General features: G+C 41.0%; 17 protein-coding genes. 8 read left to right on the plus strand and 9 right to left on the minus strand.

Annotated elements, in window-relative coordinates:
* Window positions 1-84 precede the first annotated feature (84 nt).
* Both FPL17_RS00425 and groL read left to right on the plus strand, forming a co-directional pair.
* Entirely contained in the window at window positions 85-375 is a 291-nt protein-coding gene (locus tag FPL17_RS00425; protein ID WP_004652030.1) for a co-chaperone GroES, read from the plus strand.
* Between the two features lie 58 nt (window positions 376-433).
* Entirely contained in the window at window positions 434-2,068 is a 1,635-nt protein-coding gene (gene groL / locus FPL17_RS00430; protein WP_004801460.1) for a chaperonin GroEL, read from the plus strand.
* Window positions 2,069-2,135: 67 nt separating this feature from the next.
* Here groL and FPL17_RS00435 read toward each other — a convergent pair whose 3' ends face one another.
* Window positions 2,136-2,510 (minus strand): diacylglycerol kinase, encoded by a 375-nt coding sequence (locus FPL17_RS00435; RefSeq protein ID WP_005322937.1) that lies wholly within the window; start codon window positions 2,508-2,510, stop codon window positions 2,136-2,138.
* Window positions 2,511-2,700: 190 nt separating this feature from the next.
* Here FPL17_RS00435 and FPL17_RS00440 point away from each other — a divergent pair, with 190 nt between their 5' ends.
* Window positions 2,701-3,768: a 4-phosphoerythronate dehydrogenase gene (locus tag FPL17_RS00440; RefSeq protein ID WP_159882455.1), complete on the plus strand. Its 1,068-nt coding sequence runs from the start codon at window positions 2,701-2,703 to the stop codon at window positions 3,766-3,768.
* On the plus strand, window positions 3,765-4,748 hold the full coding sequence (epmA, locus tag FPL17_RS00445; RefSeq protein WP_159882457.1) for an EF-P lysine aminoacylase EpmA: 984 nt from the start codon (window positions 3,765-3,767) through the stop codon (window positions 4,746-4,748). The genes FPL17_RS00440 and epmA overlap by 4 nt, the downstream gene beginning before the upstream one ends.
* An 18-nt stretch (window positions 4,749-4,766) precedes the next feature.
* On the opposite strand, the gene FPL17_RS00450 is transcribed toward epmA, so the two are convergent.
* The 5 genes from FPL17_RS00450 to FPL17_RS00465 all read right to left on the minus strand — a co-directional run bounded on the left by FPL17_RS00450 (window position 4,767) and on the right by FPL17_RS00465 (window position 9,768).
* Window positions 4,767-5,894, minus strand: coding sequence for a helix-turn-helix transcriptional regulator (locus FPL17_RS00450; RefSeq protein ID WP_159882459.1), 1,128 nt, complete (start codon window positions 5,892-5,894; stop codon window positions 4,767-4,769).
* Between the two features lie 184 nt (window positions 5,895-6,078).
* Window positions 6,079-6,240, minus strand: a complete 162-nt coding sequence (locus FPL17_RS18700; RefSeq protein WP_005184220.1) for a hypothetical protein — start codon at window positions 6,238-6,240, stop codon at window positions 6,079-6,081.
* Between the two features lie 95 nt (window positions 6,241-6,335).
* Window positions 6,336-7,337 (minus strand): SUMF1/EgtB/PvdO family nonheme iron enzyme, encoded by a 1,002-nt coding sequence (locus tag FPL17_RS00455; RefSeq protein WP_159882468.1) that lies wholly within the window; start codon window positions 7,335-7,337, stop codon window positions 6,336-6,338.
* Window positions 7,334-9,016, minus strand: a complete 1,683-nt coding sequence (locus tag FPL17_RS00460; RefSeq protein WP_159882470.1) for an arylsulfatase — start codon at window positions 9,014-9,016, stop codon at window positions 7,334-7,336. Before FPL17_RS00460 ends, FPL17_RS00455 begins: the two co-directional genes overlap by 4 nt.
* 134 nt (window positions 9,017-9,150) lie before the next feature.
* Complete coding sequence (locus FPL17_RS00465; protein WP_005145015.1) at window positions 9,151-9,768, minus strand: rhomboid family intramembrane serine protease; 618 nt, start codon at window positions 9,766-9,768, stop codon at window positions 9,151-9,153.
* Window positions 9,769-9,920: 152 nt separating this feature from the next.
* On the opposite strand from FPL17_RS00465, the gene nfuA reads away from it, so the two are divergent.
* Both nfuA and FPL17_RS00475 read left to right on the plus strand, forming a co-directional pair.
* Entirely contained in the window at window positions 9,921-10,559 is a 639-nt protein-coding gene (gene nfuA / locus FPL17_RS00470) for a Fe-S biogenesis protein NfuA (protein ID WP_004652044.1), read from the plus strand.
* A gap of 226 nt (window positions 10,560-10,785) precedes the next feature.
* Window positions 10,786-12,795, plus strand: coding sequence for a ligand-gated channel protein (locus FPL17_RS00475; RefSeq protein ID WP_159882472.1), 2,010 nt, complete (start codon window positions 10,786-10,788; stop codon window positions 12,793-12,795).
* Between the two features lie 37 nt (window positions 12,796-12,832).
* On the opposite strand, the gene FPL17_RS00480 is transcribed toward FPL17_RS00475, so the two are convergent.
* Both FPL17_RS00480 and FPL17_RS00485 read right to left on the minus strand, forming a co-directional pair.
* A complete protein-coding gene (locus FPL17_RS00480) occupies window positions 12,833-13,840 on the minus strand; it encodes a hypothetical protein (RefSeq protein ID WP_159882474.1) in 1,008 nt (335 codons plus the stop codon).
* A gap of 24 nt (window positions 13,841-13,864) precedes the next feature.
* Window positions 13,865-14,881, minus strand: coding sequence for an alpha/beta fold hydrolase (locus tag FPL17_RS00485; RefSeq protein ID WP_159882476.1), 1,017 nt, complete (start codon window positions 14,879-14,881; stop codon window positions 13,865-13,867).
* Window positions 14,882-15,114: 233 nt separating this feature from the next.
* On the opposite strand from FPL17_RS00485, the gene FPL17_RS00490 reads away from it, so the two are divergent.
* Both FPL17_RS00490 and aac(6')-I read left to right on the plus strand, forming a co-directional pair.
* Entirely contained in the window at window positions 15,115-15,729 is a 615-nt protein-coding gene (locus FPL17_RS00490) for a carbonic anhydrase (RefSeq protein WP_005145019.1), read from the plus strand.
* A gap of 100 nt (window positions 15,730-15,829) precedes the next feature.
* Window positions 15,830-16,270 (plus strand): AAC(6')-Ighjkrstuvwx family aminoglycoside N-acetyltransferase, encoded by a 441-nt coding sequence (gene aac(6')-I / locus FPL17_RS00495; RefSeq protein WP_005184197.1) that lies wholly within the window; start codon window positions 15,830-15,832, stop codon window positions 16,268-16,270.
* A 26-nt stretch (window positions 16,271-16,296) separates the two neighbouring features.
* Here the strand turns inward: aac(6')-I and FPL17_RS00500 are convergent, their stop codons facing one another.
* The gene (locus FPL17_RS00500) at window positions 16,297-16,926 is read right to left on the minus strand and encodes an arylesterase (protein WP_005184194.1); all 630 of its coding nucleotides are present in this window, start codon (window positions 16,924-16,926) and stop codon (window positions 16,297-16,299) included.
* Window positions 16,927-16,959 lie beyond the last annotated feature (33 nt).

Here is a 16,959-nt window from a genome sequence, read left to right on the forward strand (position 1 = left end):
AAAAGTGGCATATCAAAATTTTATGTATTGCCATGAATTGGCGATACGAATTAATCAAAAAGACTAAGTCTGATGGAGTTAACTATGAGCAACATTCGTCCATTACATGATCGTGTTGTTATTCGTCGCGTAGAAGAAGAAACTAAAACGGCTGGTGGTATTTTACTTCCAGGTTCTGCTGCTGAAAAACCTTCTCAAGGTGAAGTAATTGCAGTAGGTAATGGTCAAATCACTGACAATGGCGTTCGCGCTTTAGACGTTAAAGTTGGCGATAAAGTATTGTTCGGTACTTATGCAGGTACAACAGTAAAAGTAAGCGGTGAAGAGCTTTTGATCATGAAAGAGTCAGATATCTTAGCTGTACTTGAAGGCTAATTGATCCATAACTCACAAATTAATCAGATACAGTATTTAAAAAGATTCGGAGTTTAACATGTCAGCTAAAGACGTAAAATTTGGTGATTCAGCTCGCTCAAAAATGATTGCAGGCGTAAACACACTTGCAGATGCAGTAAAAGTTACTTTAGGTCCTAAAGGCCGTAACGTTGTGATCGACCGTTCTTTCGGTGCACCGCACATCACTAAAGATGGTGTAACCGTTGCGAAAGAAATTTCATTAAAAGACAAGTTTGAAAACATGGGTGCTCAACTTGTTCGTGAAGTTTCTTCTAAAACAAATGACATCGCGGGTGACGGTACAACAACTGCAACTGTACTTGCTCAAGCAATCTTAAATGAAGGGATCAAATCTGTAACTGCAGGTATGAACCCAATGGATTTAAAACGTGGTATCGACATCGCAGTGAAAACTGTCGTTGAAAATATCCGTACCAATGCAAAGCCTGCTGATGATTTCAAAGCAATTGAACAAGTAGGTTCAATCTCTGCGAACTCTGATACGACTGTGGGTAAACTTATCGCTCAAGCGATGGAAAAAGTTGGTAAAGAAGGTGTTATCACTGTAGAAGAAGGTTCTGGCTTCGAAGACGCTTTAGACGTTGTAGAAGGTATGCAGTTCGACCGTGGTTATATCTCTCCATACTTCGCGAACAAGCAAGATACCTTAACTGCTGAACTTGAAAATCCGTTCATTCTTCTTGTTGATAAAAAAATCGGCAATATCCGTGAATTGATCGCTGTATTAGAAGCTGTTGCTAAAACAGGTAAACCACTTCTTATCATCGCTGAAGATGTTGAAGGCGAAGCACTTGCAACACTTGTTGTAAACAACATGCGCGGTATTATCAAAGTATGTGCAGTTAAAGCACCCGGTTTTGGTGATCGTCGTAAAGCAATGCTTCAAGACATCGCGATCTTGACTGGCGCGACTGTGATTTCTGAAGAAGTCGGCATGTCTTTAGAGCAAGCTTCTCTTCAAGATCTAGGTACTGCACATAAAATCACTGTTTCTAAAGAAAACACTGTGATTGTTGATGGTGCTGGTAATGCTGCACAAATCGCTGAACGTGTTCAACAGATCCGCGCGCAAATCGAAGAATCTACTTCTGAATACGACAAAGAAAAACTTCAAGAACGCGTTGCTAAATTAGCTGGCGGTGTTGCAGTTATCAAAATTGGTGCAGCAACTGAAGTTGAAATGAAAGAGAAGAAAGATCGTGTTGACGATGCTCTTCACGCAACTCGTGCAGCAGTAGAAGAAGGTGTTGTTGCAGGTGGTGGTGTTGCACTGGTACGTGCTGTAAACGTATTGGATGGCTTAAAAGGCGCGAACGAAGATCAAACTGCAGGTATCAACATTTTACGTCGTGCGATTGAAGCGCCGCTTCGTCAAATCGTTTCAAACGCAGGTGATGAGCCTTCAGTTGTGATCAATGCAGTTAAAGCGGGTGAAGGTAACTTCGGTTATAACGCTGCAACTGGCGAATATGGCGATATGTTAGAGATGGGTATTCTTGACCCTGCTAAAGTAACGCGTTCTGCACTTGAACATGCAGCTTCTGTTGCTGGTTTGATGTTGACAACTGAATGTATGATTACTGATATCCCAGAAGATAAACCAGCTGGTCCAGATATGGGCGGTATGGGTGGTATGGGCGGCATGATGTAATTACATCTACGTCTGGATCAAAAAATCCCTGCATATGCAGGGATTTTTTTATTGACTATTTGGGGATTTAACGGAATAAAATAATCATCCAAGTAAAAAAGATAATCGCCAAGGAAACAAATTGCGCAGCACTGCCCATATCTTTTGCATTCTTAGATAGCGGATTCTTTTCCAGCGAAACGCGGTCCACTACAGCTTCAATGGCGGAATTAAACAGCTCTACAATAATCGCCAATAAACAGACAGCAACCATAAGCGCTTGTTCAACGGCTGATACATGTACCAAGAAGCTTATCGGGATCAAGATCACATTCAGTAATAGGATTTGTCGGAAGGCAGCTTCATGGCTAAAAGCGGCTTTAAATCCTGCGATTGAATAGCCTGTGGCATTTAAAATCCGCTTAATGCCACTTTTGCCTTTATAGGGAGAGTATTGCGTCATTACGATAGAGGAATGAGAGAAAGGCTTATTATAAGAGCAAAGATGTTGCAGTAAATTGGCAATATGTCGCATGCGTGTACCATGAGCCACAGCTTTCTGCCATTAATCTCTACAAAGCTTGCATTTATAAATTGTCAATTTGTGCTGTGCTAAGGATAATAAGCACAGAATTATTGAAGGAAAGCGCTGCATGAAAATTATCGCAGATGAAAATTTGGCATTTACCGATTATTTCTTTGCGGAATTTGCAGAAATACAGCACCGAGCAGGACGTACCCTGACCCATGCGGATGTACAGGATGCCGATGCACTTTTAGTTCGCTCAGTGACCAAAGTGAACCATGATTTAATTGATCAGAGCAAAATTAAGTTTATAGGCAGTGCCACCATTGGAACGGATCATCTTGATATTTCTGCCTTAGAGCAACAACATATTGCGTGGAGTAATGCCGCAGGTTGTAATGCACAAGCTGTCGCTGAATATGTAATTACGGCTTTATTGCATTTAGATATCGGCTTATTAGAACAAAATAAAGCCTTCACTTTAGCCATTGTTGGTTTAGGGAATGTCGGCAGCCGCCTTGCTGTGATGGTTCAACTGCTGGGTTGGAATGTAATTGGCTATGATCCTTATGTGCAATTAGATGGTATTGAAAATGTCTCTTTTACTGAGTTGTTAAAACGTGCCGATGCAATTTCAATTCATGTGCCTTTAACCTTATCGGGTGATTTCCCGACGCAGCATTTATTTGATGCAGCTGCTTTGGCTGCAATGAAACCCTCTGCTGTTTTAATCAATAGTGCGCGTGGCCCTGTAATTGAACAAGCTGCATTAATGGCAGATATTATCACCACACAGCGTCAAGTCGTTCTCGATGTATTTGAGTTTGAACCAGAAATTTCTGAGCAACTGTTGGATTTATTGGCCTTAGCAACGCCACATATTGCAGGCTATAGTCTGGAAGGGAAGGCCAGAGGCACACAGATGATCTATCAGGCTTTTTGCGATAAATTTTCTTACGAAGCCTCGAAGCGTTTTGAGAGTCAATTGCCTCCGGTGGAACAATATTTCGTGCAGCAGGGTTTAAAAGCTGTGCTTAAACAACATCTGACTCAAATTTATGATATTGCTGCCGATGATCAGCAACTCCGTGCCTGCATCCAAGATCGTAAAGTAGAGCAAACAGCATTTGATTTACTCCGTAAAAATTACCCTTTACGCCGTGAGTGGGCTGCACACGGTGGGCCAAAAGCATGAGTCAAGATATGAAAAGCTACCAACCGACCTGTTCACTTGAGGCCTTAAAAGCGCGTGCTGAGATGTACAGCAAGATTCGTCAATTCTTTGCACATCGGCAAGTGCTGGAAGTAGAAACACCAGTTCTGTCTCAGGCAGGTGTGACCGATGTACATTTGGCTTCTGTTCAAGTACAGCGCCATATTCACGGCAAATTACATACCCAGTATTTACAGACCTCGCCTGAATTTCCAATGAAACGTTTATTGGCCAGTGGCAGTGGGGCAATCTATCAAATCTGTAAAGTGTTCCGTGATGATGAGCATGGGCGTAAGCACAATAGTGAATTTACCATGCTGGAATGGTATCGACCGGGATTAGATTTAAAGGGCTTGATGCATGAAACTGCAGATCTGTTAGAAAGCTGTTTGGCACATCGTTTTGGCGATATTCGTCCAGTTGTTCTCAGTTATAAGCATGCTTTTCAGGATCGTTTGGATATTAATCCTTTGCAAGCGAGCTTGAAACAACTCAAAGATACAGCCAATCGTGTTGGGCTTAATCTTGATTTAGGTGATGATCGTCTAGCTTATATGGACCTGTTATTCTCGCACTTTGTCGAACCTAGTCTAGGCTTTGATGCACCTGTATTTTTGACCGATTTTCCACCTGAAATGGCTTCACTGGCAAAAGTAAAACAGGATGAGGATGGTGAATCCGTTGCAGCTCGTTTTGAGGTGTATATTGAAGGTTTAGAGCTGGCCAATGCCTACGATGAGTTATTAGATGCTAAAATTCTAGCATCTCGTTTTGAGGCAGATAATGCAGAACGTGCAAAGCAAGGGTTGGCGGTGATTCCAACGGATCAGCATTTATTGGCAGCTTTACCCCATATGCCTGAATGTTCTGGTATTGCTTTGGGTATTGATCGTTTACTCATGGTTGCCATGAATCAGGTCAAAATTGATCAGGTCATTGCATTCCCAGCAGAGATTGCCTAGGGCTTTTATTTTCAATTTTTATAAAAGTTGCATTAATAGCTGTATCAACTCACTTTGGCGATGTGTTCGGGTTTTTTTGAAAATTGATTGCAGATGTTTCTTCACTGTATCTGCTTGAATTTCATGTGAAAGGGCAATTTCTTTGGTGGTTTTTCCTTCTAGAAGTTGCTCACATATTTTATGTTCAACAGGTGTAAACATAAACAGCTGGGTACAAATGTCTTTTTGATATTTTGGCTTCTGTTTTAATCCAGAGAAGGTTGCAAGTAAGACTGGACGAAGGCCAAAAATCTTATGGCTTTTTTCTGGGCTGAGTAAATCGAGCGTTAAGAATAGGTGTTGATCGAGCAGCATGAATTTTGAACGTTTATGATTCGTCTGCTCTGGATTGTTTTTATAATGTCGTTCTAGTTCAATCAGATTCTGGTCAAATTGTTGCTGATGTTGTTCATTCAACACAAAACGACGCTGTTTGATTTGAATCTGTTGGTGATCTTGTAGTAATTGCTGAGCTTCGGAATTGATCTCTAAAATATCGCCATTGAGGTTAATAATTGCAATCGGTTGGTTCATTTTTTGAATTAACTGTGACCCAAGCAGGGTCATAGTGGAATATTCAAAATGATGACGATATTGCTGAATCTTTTGTTGCACGATCGGCAAAATTTCATATATCGGCTGAAGTTCAGTACAGCTTAATGCACCACGCTCAGGGCTAGTGAGAAAGGCAAGTAATACACAGACTTTATGATCATAAATGATTTGGATGGCTGAACAGAAGCGTAAATCCAGAGGCTGTAGCACCCGTTGGTATACTTGGGTTTGAATAATTTCATGTTCTTGAAAATGTTGAGTGCAATGCATCCATCCCTTCATTGGTCCCAAAAGCATTTTCTTTAAACGCGGATCATCATCTATGGCCAAGCGGATTTGGGTCAGTGCGGCTTGTTCAAGTTGATTGGAGTCAAAATTCACGCCGTGATGGACGCTAAAGGAGAGTGCTTGTACTTCAAGGTCAACAGCCAACAGTTGCGAAGCTTGCACATCAAAATAGTGATTCAGTTGCTCTAAGAAAATCATCCAATCATCAGCATGCTGAACTTTATTCAAGATATCCACGACTGGGCTGTGTTGGCTTAGAGTCATCTAAAATCCCATCGAAAAATAGAATATATTCCATATAGTTTATATGGATTTTAACTAAATGAAATTATTAAATTAAAAAAATGTGACTTCTTATGCAATTATCAGATGAAATGAGTATTTAAAGTTAAATCAGCTTTGAACGAAATATGCCTAAACGCAATAGCACGTTTAGGCATATTGGGGTTTAGCAGCGTCCTTTTTTGGCTTGTCCTGGAGGGCAGAAATCACCACGACCATCATGATGGTTGTCTGGATCAACAATTACGCTGCCATGTGGGGTATGTACGGCACAGGCTGATAAGCCGAATGTAAGTAAAGTGCTGAAGCAGAGCAGTATTATTTTCATCCTTGCATCCTATTGTTATTGCTTTCCCTTCTACTGTAAATCGATCAGTAGGTTTCAGCTAGCAGAAGGATGCAGGTTTTTAACATAGATTTGTATCATTCAGCTGTACGTAAAACCGTTCTAAATCCGACATGCGTTGCCGCCAAATCAAATTCTTGCGGATAGCGACTACTATTTCGATAACGGGCGCAAAAGTTGGAAGCACATAGAAAAGAACCGCCTTTAAGTACATATTGCGTTGCGGTGCTGTTTTGTTGACGTAGTTCTGCATAATTGCCCATGTGCTGATCATGTGCGCCGTGATAAACAGATGAGGTCCACTCCCAGACATTGCCAATCATATCGAATAGCTTAAAAGCATTTGCAGGGTAACAGCCGACGGGTGCGACACTTTGAAAATGATCTTCAACCGTATTATTGAAAGGAAATTCACCTTGCCAATAATTGGCTTGTGGATGTTGATGGGCATCCTGTGGTACTTGGTGTAAAGGGGTATCGGTTTTCGAACCAGCCTTGGCTGCGTATTCCCATTCTTGCTCTGTAGGTAAATCCCGTCCCAACCAAACGGCATAGTGTTCAGCATCATTTTGAGTGACATAGCGAACTGGTTCAGAGGGAAGAGGGGCTTGGCCTGCTATACCATTCGGTGTTTTCCATGTGTAATCTTTTTTTAGTTGCCACCATTGATTTGGGTTATTCACATCAGGAGAAAATACTGCAGCTTGTTTCTGTTTTTCCGCATCAGTGACATAGCCTGTTGCTTTAACAAAACTGGAAAACTGGGCAACCGTCACTTCGGTTTGATCGATCCAAAAACCTGCCACCTGACGTTGTGGTTTGCCAAAATTCAGCTCATCAGGGTAGGCTAAGTTTGAACCCAATTGAAATGAACCTTTAGGAACCCATACCATCCCAGCGGTTTTACTGTTTTGCCATGCTTCAGGTAAACCAGAATACTGTTGGCATTGCTGCAATGAACCCAATGGAGCCTCTGTGCTTTTTTGTGTATGTGGATGAGTGGTTGTAGGTTTAACTTTGCTACAGCCTGTCACAAGGGACAGGCTGCTCAGTGAAACTAAAAAGATAATCCACTTCATTTAAGGAAATATTCCTTAACACCATTTTGTTGGGTGTATTTGTTATAGACATCCACCAGCTCTTGTAACTTGGCAGGATTATCTTGAGCAAGGTTTTGCGTTTCACCTCGATCATTTTTCAAGTTGTATAGTTCCCAGGTTCCTGTACCGAGTTCAGGAGTACCTTGTAAAGCAATTTTCCAGTCCCCCTGACGCGCATATTTACTGCCATGTAATTCATCGGCAAAGCTAAAATTGACAGGGCGAATGGCTTGGGCTTTATTGTCGAGTACGGGTTTCCAAGAATACCCGCTTGGCGTATTGATTTGACGGCCTTTGTATTGACCTTGTGGAACGGCAATATTTGCGTAGTCGAGCACGGTTGGGAACACATCCAAGACTGAGGCAAAACCATGATGCGTGGCTTGAGCCTTGGTTTGGTATGGCAGTTTTACAATGGCAGGTGCGGTGGTTGCACCTTCACCGGCAGTATCTTTCCAGAGATGGAATGGCGCAGCACTGACTTCCGCCCAACGTGGTCCAACATAGTGATAAGAGCTTGAAGTCCCAACGTTATTAACGCTGTTATCAAAACCTGCTTCGGCACCGTAATTGCCACGAATAAAACCTTCCGCACCATTATCGGAAACAAAGAAAATTAAAGTGTTGTCATATAAGTTATTACGTTTTAGATATTGAATCACCCGACCAATATTGGCATCCAGATTTTCCACCATACCTGCGTAGATTTCCATTCTGCGTGCTTCCAATGCTTTTTGCTCAGTTGAAAGCTCATTCCATTTGCCATATTTTTGTGGTGCATTTTGCGTGGCGATTGGTTCAGCCGCTTTAAAGTTTGCAGGAATTAATCCGAGTTGTTTTTGACGGGCTATGCGTGCATCGCGGATTACATCATAGCCTACATTGTAAACACCACGATAACGATCACGATATTCAGCAGGTGCTTGTAAAGGCCAATGCGGTGCGGTGTAAGCGGCATAGGCAAAGAACGGTTTACCTGAATTTTTACCTGATTCTAGATAACTGATCAGTTTGTCGGTGAAATAGTTGGTGGAGAAGAAATCGTCAGGTAAGGATGAAATCGGAACTGGTTTACCATCTTCTGTATATGAGGCATTACGCTTGTAGGCGCTCGGTGCTTGTTTGAAATGTAGGTCTAAACCTTGCAATAGCGTAAATGAGTGATCGAATCCTTTGGCATGTGCGTTGGTTGCATCGGTCAAGCCTAAGTGCCATTTACCACTGATATAGGTTCGATAGCCGTTGTCTTTCAGCACTTCTGCAATCGAAAGCGAACGTTCATTTAAATAGCCCTCATAACCCGGTTCATTTTGTAAGTGAGGCTTATTAAGTTCCGCCATTGCCCCAATACCTGCTAAATGGTGGTCAGTTCCCGAAATTAATTGTGAGCGGGTCGGTGAGCAGGTCGGGGCAGTATGGTAATCCGTTAAAATGCGACCTGCTCGGGTCAGTTCATCAATATTCGGGGTATGAATTTCCCCACCAAAAGCGCCTAAGTCTGAATAGCCTAAATCATCTGCCATGATGAATAAAATGTTGGGTTGTTTCTTGGTTTCAACCACGGTATTGGAATCATCAGAATCACTATTGCTGCAAGCTGAAATTGAAAGGCTGAAAAGTGCAATGGAGAGTGTGCTAAGAAGGCTATTACGAGACATTAGAATCGACTTAATTTTATAGAAGAATTATGGCGAGTTTAGAGAGATGATTTTTATGATAAAAATAATTAAAATTTGATTATTAATCTTAAAAAAAGAAAAGCCCCAATGCTGGGGCTTATTTCCAAGATGATTTAAAATGGGATTTTGGTGAGTTGATTCAAGAAATGTGGAACAACCCTTGGTTCCAAGATGATGGTCACCACCACGCCATAGGCAGCACCCCAGAGATGCGCACTGTGATTGATATTGCTATTGCCGCGTTTACCTGACCATATGCTATAAGCCACATATAAAATGGCGAAAATAATCGCAGGAACGGGAATGAAGAACACAAAAATCAAGTTCCAAGGCTGGAACAGGATATAGGCAAATAGCACTGCCGAGACTGCACCAGAAGCACCTAAGCTCGCCCATCGTGCATCATGACGATGTTTCAGATAGCTTGGTAAAATGGCAACAATGAGTCCGCCCAAATAGAACAAAACAAAGCCCATGTCATAAAAAAACTGACGATAGAAGCTTTCGATAATATTGCCGAAGAAAAACAGCGTGATCATATTAAACAATAGATGCGTGCCATCGGCATGAATGAAACCATGCGTGATAAAACGGTCATATTGTCCACGTTGCATTGCAGGAGGCCAGAAAATTAAACGGTTCATCACCGCCTGATTGGAGAAGGCCAATAAGGAGATTGCAACAGTAATAATGATAAGAGTCACAGTGTGACCAAAGGGTAGATGTAACATATAGGTTTTAAATTGATCAGTGTCTAAGCAATAATGCCATTAAAAACTTAATAAACAATGTTCTTGCATAGAATTCCTACAAAAATGGTTGATTTTTTTTATTACCCTCCATCTTCGGTTAATATAACGACATCAGCTTGAGGATTATTGTTATGTCGACTGAGAACACCAACACTGCTGTCGCAGAAGAAATTCCAAACCTTTTAATTACTCCATCTGCACAAGAGTATTTAGGTGATTTATTAGCAAAGCAAAATACCCCAGGAATTGGCGTTCGTGTTTTTGTAGAGCATCCAGGTACTCCACGTGCTGAATGTTGTATGGCATATAGCGCACCTGAAGAAGTGGTGCCGACAGACTATAAACAGGATTATCCTAATTTTCCTGCTTATGTTGATGCACCATCAATTCCGTATTTGGTTGACGCCGTAATTGACTACAACAAAGATCGTTTTGGTGGTCAATTAACATTCCGTGCACCAAACTCGAAAGTACCGCGTGTCGGCCCAGATGCTTCAATTGAAGAGCGTATTACTTATGTACTGCAATCTGAAATTAATCCAGGTCTAGAAGGACATGGCGGTAATTGTAGTTTGGTTGAAGTAAATAATGATCCAGAACATGGTTTAACTGCTGTATTGAAATTCGGTGGTGGTTGCCAAGGTTGTTCTGCGATTGATGTTACCTTGAAGCAAGGGGTAGAAACCACTTTAAGACAGCATGTGCCTGAATTACAGCGTGTAGTGGATCAAACCGATCATACACAAGCAGAAGGCGCTTATTTTAAATAATTGCTGGAAATTTACTGTATTTTTTAAAAGCCCTTTCGAGGGCTTTTTTTATTGTTTAGTTAAAACTGAGATGATTTTTCTTTATTCTATAAATAGATGTATGCAAAACAAAGTGAATTTATAAATAATAATAATTATCATTTTTATTGAGTTTTATTTGTTTTTTGTTAGAATTCTCATGAATTTTTAAGCAAATCTTAAGATTTTTTCTGAATCAGGTGGGAATATGTCTAATACAATCGTACGTCAATCACTACTCACAATTTCTGTGTTGAGCGGTATGATGACCGTTGCACATGCAGCAGAAACTCAAACGAATAAAGATGCAGTGCAATTAGACAAGATTGTTGTGACTGCAAGCGGCTTTGAACAAGATATTAAAAAAGCGGCAGCCTCGATTTCGGTACTGACACAAGAACAAATCAATAAAAAAGCGTATCGTGATGTGACGGATGCGCTTAAAGACGTGCCAGGGGTCGTAGTCACAGGTGGTGGTAGTTCAAGCGATATCAGTATCCGTGGTATGGGCAGTGCTTATACCGTGATTATGGTTGATGGAAAAAAAGTAAACTCACGTTCGGTACGCCCAAATAGTGATAATTCGGGGATTGAGCAGGGTTGGTTGCCAAATATTGGCTCCATTGAGCGAATTGAAGTGATTCGTGGACCGATGTCTGGTTTATATGGCTCAGACGCAATGGGCGGTGTGATTAATATTATTACCAAGAAAAACGTTACTGAATGGACTGGATCAATCAAGCTTGATACCACATTACAGGAAAATTCTGACTCAGGTAATCAATATCAAACCAATGCGTATATTGCAGGCCCTTTGATTGCCAATCTCTTGTCTTTTAAAGCCAATGGCTTATATTCACAGCGCGATGAAGATGAAATTTATGGTGGATATAAGAAGCAAAAAATTCGTGCGGGTGGAGCAGCATTTAGCCTGACACCGAACGATGATCACACCATTGATTTAGAGTATCAACGTTCAATTCAAAATCGAGATGCGACGGTTGGAAAGAGCATTTCTCCAGTACAAACTGGACGAAATCCACCAGCAAACTCATTAACTGACTACTACCGTACTGAATATAGCTTAACCCATCGTGGTCAGGTTGGTGCAGTCGAAACGCATTCTTATATTCAACGTGAAGAGAATGAAAATCCATCACGTAATATGGAAGCGACCAACACCACCTTTAATACCATCAACAAAATTAATTTTGATCGGAATAGTCTTAGTTTTGGTGGGTCATATCTAAAAGAAGAATTAGATGACAAAGGCAACCAATTAAGTGTGGGCGGAGCAAAACCAATTTCGAATCTTGAGCGTTACAGCTGGGCATTATTTGCTGAAAATGCTTGGAACATTGTGGACGATTTTACCTTAACCACATCACTACGTTTAGATAAAGATGAAAATTTTGGTGATCACTGGAGCCCGAAAGTCTATGGTGTTTGGGGACTCAATGATAATTGGGTGATTAAAGGTGGTGTTTCTACGGGCTATAAAACACCGACACTGCGAGAAACTGTGGCAGCATGGGGGCAAGCAACGGGTGGTAGTCAAAGCAATGGTGTGATTGTGGGGAACCCAGACCTAAAGCCAGAGAAAAGTGTTAACTATGAAGTTTCTTTCAACTGGGATAATCTAGATAATCTCAATGCTAGTTTGACGCTTTTCAATAGCGAGTTTAAAGACAAAATCACAGAGATACGGGATTGTGACAAGGGTGCAGGTTCTGCTGGGTGTGATTGGTTAGGTGAAAAATTTGATTTTGTGAGCTTGAAGGAAAATGTTGATAAAGCCAATATGCGTGGTGCGGAAGCAACCTTTGGTTGGAAAGTTCTCCCTAATGTGAATTTAAGTGCAAATTATACCTTCACTGATACTGAGCAAAAGAGCGGCGTGAATAAAGGCAAACCTTTAAATGAAATGCCAAAGCATATGTTTAACACTACGGCAGACTGGGAAATTAATGATCAGTTCTCAAGTTGGGGGCGTGTCAACTACCGTAGTAAAACCTCAGATTATTTAGGCCGTACAACGATGTCAAAAGGCAAACCTGCGTATACCATGGTGGATGTCGGCGTAAACTATAAGCCAACACAAAATATCGCGGTTGCAGCGGGGATCTATAACTTGTTTGATAAAGAGATTGATACAGCAACCTATAATTATGTCTTAGATGGTCGCCGTTACAATCTTGGCGTGACCTATAGCTTCTAAATAATAGTAATAAGGAAAGGATAGGGCAGCAAATGCCTTATCCTTGTTTATTTAGGACTTGATTTACGGTTTCAGAATAATAAAACTTCTCTAAATACACGCGGGCACGCTGTCTCAAATAACCAGTTGTAATCACTTGCTGTAAAACAGGGCTAAGTAGATGACTCAGTTCATTTTCAATCAAGGCTTCATCGATATTCAGATCACGCAATAACAGGTCAAAAGTTCGTTCCTGATTACGTGCATACCATGCATAGACGCCATCATGCACTTGCTGTTTCAGGTAAGGCGTTTGACGGATATGTTCCCAAATTTCATGTCCCATACCCACGGTCTTAGGCAAATCTTGTACTTCGACATAATTACGCAAAACTGATAACGGCATGACTTTAATTTTATGCCAGAGATTGGCTTGAAAATGGTAGAGCTTATCGTCATTAAAATGCTGATTTAAGACTTTTTCACTCATTTGACTGATTTTTAAAATATTCTTTTGCAAGTAATGTCCAATTGTTTCATTTAGATTGGAATCAGTCACTGATTCTAAAACCGATTTCCCCATTTTCATAAAATGTCCAACACCGGGAACACGTTTAGACATCATAGAATTATCTAAATAATCTTGAATAGAATGCTGAATCAGTTGGGTAATCAATGCCGAAAAGGCGGGGTTATTCACCACTGTTTTGATCAAGCGTTGGCGATGTCCACTCTTACTCGCTACATACTGGGCGATTGAGTCGATGGTCAGTACAGGGATAACATCTTCAATGGTGGTTTGATCATTAATGGGGTGAATCAAGGCAAAGCGAATGTGTTCCGCAATTTGTTCAATCAAAAATGCACTGGCAGGCGTAGCTAAAATTTGTTTTTCGATCAGCTCAAAGATTTGTTCAAATGACCAAATATGCTGTAGCTGTTGTAAACGCAACCAATGATAGAACTGTTTAAACTCAAGTTGAATGGTTTCTGCTTGTGCAAACTCAGCGTCAAGAAAATCAAGTTGAGCATCAATAAGTTGTTCTATCATCGGTTGTTTAGACATAAAATCTCAAATTATTCATCAAATTTATGGTGATGGTGCAGTTGCAGGTTTTTGCGCCTGAATCTTGCTTAAAAATGGTAAATATTGCTGAACCACCAATTGATCTGCTTCCAAGATTGGCATATGTCCAACATTATCCAAGATCACAGGTGCTTGTGCATTTTTCATCAGTGATTTTAACTCAGGTGCAACTTCAACATTGATAATTTTATCTTGTTTGCCCCATAAAATGAGCGTTGGTGCATCAATTGATCGCGCCAATAAGGCAAATGAGTCCGGTGTGTAGAGCTTATTCAAGGCAATGATTTGATCAACCATCTTTTGAGTTTGCTCAACCTGACCAATCATCATTTTCTCTTGGGCTTGAGCAATTTCCTTAGGAATGAAAGGTGGTGTATACATGGCTTGTTGCATTAAGAAATTAAAGTCACCTTTCTTACTCACAATCATATTTTTCAACTGATTTGGATCTTTTAGGTAAGGGGTGGTGGCAGACTTATAAACACCAGCTGCATCAATCAAGAACAAACTTTTGGTTTCAAATGGATATTGACCTGCATACAGCATTGCAATTGAGCCACCCAATGAATGACCTGCAACATGCGCTGGTCCTGTGAGGTTAGCCGCTTCGACAAAACGACGCAATTTTTCTGTCACGTTTGGAACTGAATAATCAAAGTCTTTCGGAACTTGTGTTTCACCGCTGGCTGGCAGATCTGGAATAACCACATGATAGTTTGCTGTGAGCGCACGTGCGACACGGTTCCAGTTGTCGCGACTCCCTGCTAAACCATGTATCAAAATGACGATCGGTTTTCCTGCTTGCCCACCTTCACTATACGACCATGTGATATCACCGACTTTTAAAGTCTTGGTTTGCAGACCAGCCCATGCACGCTCTTGTTGCAGAACATTCTGAAAGCTCATCTCAATTTCCGCAGCTTGCGTCGTGCTCATCGCAACTGTTGTGAAACTACATACAAGTAAAGCGGCGGTTAAGGTGTTACGAAAGGGGAAGGGAAATCGATTTCTCATGTTCATTGTTCTGTCCTTGATTTATTTTTAAACACAATGATTATTAGGGAAGACGCTACAGGAGTCATTTGCATAATTTACAGATGTATGGAAATTCTTGCCAATGAAATCATCAATTTTCTACGATTTTCTCAATGAAAAGAGTGCGAGTTTGATTGAGAGATTCTGTTTTTGTCAGTGACTTTCAAACAGGTGCACATTAAACTGTTTGCCTAGCTCAATCACAAATGGATACACGCATGCTCACCGCACAAGAAGCATTAGAACGTTTAAAAGCTGGTAATGCCCGTTTTGTAAAAGGAGAAGCAGTTCAACAAAAATTGTTATCTCACCAAGAACGTGCCGAGATGGCAAGTGATCAAAATCCTTTTGCAATTGTTTTAGGCTGTTCTGATTCACGTGTACCCGCAGAAATGGTGTTTGACCAAGGTTTGGGTGATTTGTTCGTGATTCGTGTTGCAGGAAATATTGTTGCACCTTCACAGGTTGGCAGTGTTGAGTTCGCTGCAGAACGTTATGATTGTGCAGTTGTGGTGGTACTTGGTCATAGTCATTGTGGTGCCATTCAGGCCACGATTGATACCTTGATGCATCCTGATCATCCGCCTTCATCGAATCTAATGTCGATCGTGAACCGTGTTCGCCCTTCGGTTGAAATTTTGATGCAAACTGAATTGAAAAATGATTTGAAAAAGCTTTCTGCACATGCAGTTCGTTCAAATGTATTTGCCTCAGTGAATCAACTTCGTCATGGTTCTGCCGTGCTGGAAAGCCTGATTGAAAAAGGTAAAATGATTGTCGTCGGTGCAGAATATTCGCTTGAAACGGGTGAAGTAACTTTTTTTGATTTTTAAAGCTGATGGCGAGTTGAGAAACTCGTCATTATTTTATCATTCATGCTTTATATCCATCGTTGATAAAATGTGGATGTTTCAATCAAAGAGCAGCTTTACTATGAATATTATGCCGATATCTGAATCACAATTATCAGATTGGCTAGCATTAAGAAGCTTACTCTGGCCTGATCATGACGATGCGCATTTATTGGAAATGCATCAGCTACTTAAACAAACAGATACTTTACAATTATTGGCTTATACCGATAGCCAACAAGCAATTGCAATGTTAGAAGCATCGATTCGGCATGAATATGTGAATGGTACGCAAACCTCACCCGTTGCTTTTCTTGAAGGGATTTATGTATTACCTGAATATCGACGTTCAGGTATCGCGACCCAGTTAGTTCAGTACGTAGAGGAGTGGGCGAAACAATTTGCATGTACTGAGTTCGCTTCAGATGCAGCGATTGACAATACGATTAGTCATGCAATGCATCGAGCACTGGGTTTTCACGAAACTGAACGTGTGGTGTATTTTAAGAAAAATATCGGCTAAGCGGCTTTAGCTTGTAATACAGGTACTTATAAGGCGCCTTTAATATAGGGATAGGCCACATTCAGCATAATCGGTTGTGCTTTGGCGTTGGGGTGGATTTGATCATTCTGGATTAAATGTTTCTGCCCAGCCACACCTTCAAGGAAGAACGGCAACAGTTTGACTTTATATTGCTGGCTTACAATTTTGTAATTATTTTCAAAAGCCGTGCTATAGGCTGTCCCATAATTCGGTGGTATTTTCATACCAAACAGTAAAACATTGGCTTTCTGTTTTTGGCTTAGCTGTACCAATTGAGCGAGATTCTTTTGAATCATTTGTGGCGGTTGACCACGTAATCCATCATTACCGCCAAGTTCAATGACTACCACTTCAGGTTTATAGGTTTGCAATAACTTCGGAAGTCTTGCTAAGGCACCGCTAGTGGTTTCGCCACTGACACTTGCATTGACCACTTTGTGCTGTTTCGGATACTGTTGGTCTAGGCGTTGTTGTAATAATTGAACCCAGCCTTGCTTTACATCGATGCCATAACCTGCGCTCAGGCTATCACCCAAAATTAAAATAGTCTTCGCTGAAACCAGTGTTGGAAGCAATGCAATGGCAATGATTCCAACTGCTTTTGAAACTGACCAGATAACTTTAGATTTTTGCATCGTATTTCAAATTTGTCCTAAAGGATACGTGAC

This window comes from Acinetobacter dispersus, assembly GCF_009884975.1.
Taxonomy (GTDB): Bacteria; Pseudomonadota; Gammaproteobacteria; order Pseudomonadales; family Moraxellaceae; genus Acinetobacter; species Acinetobacter dispersus.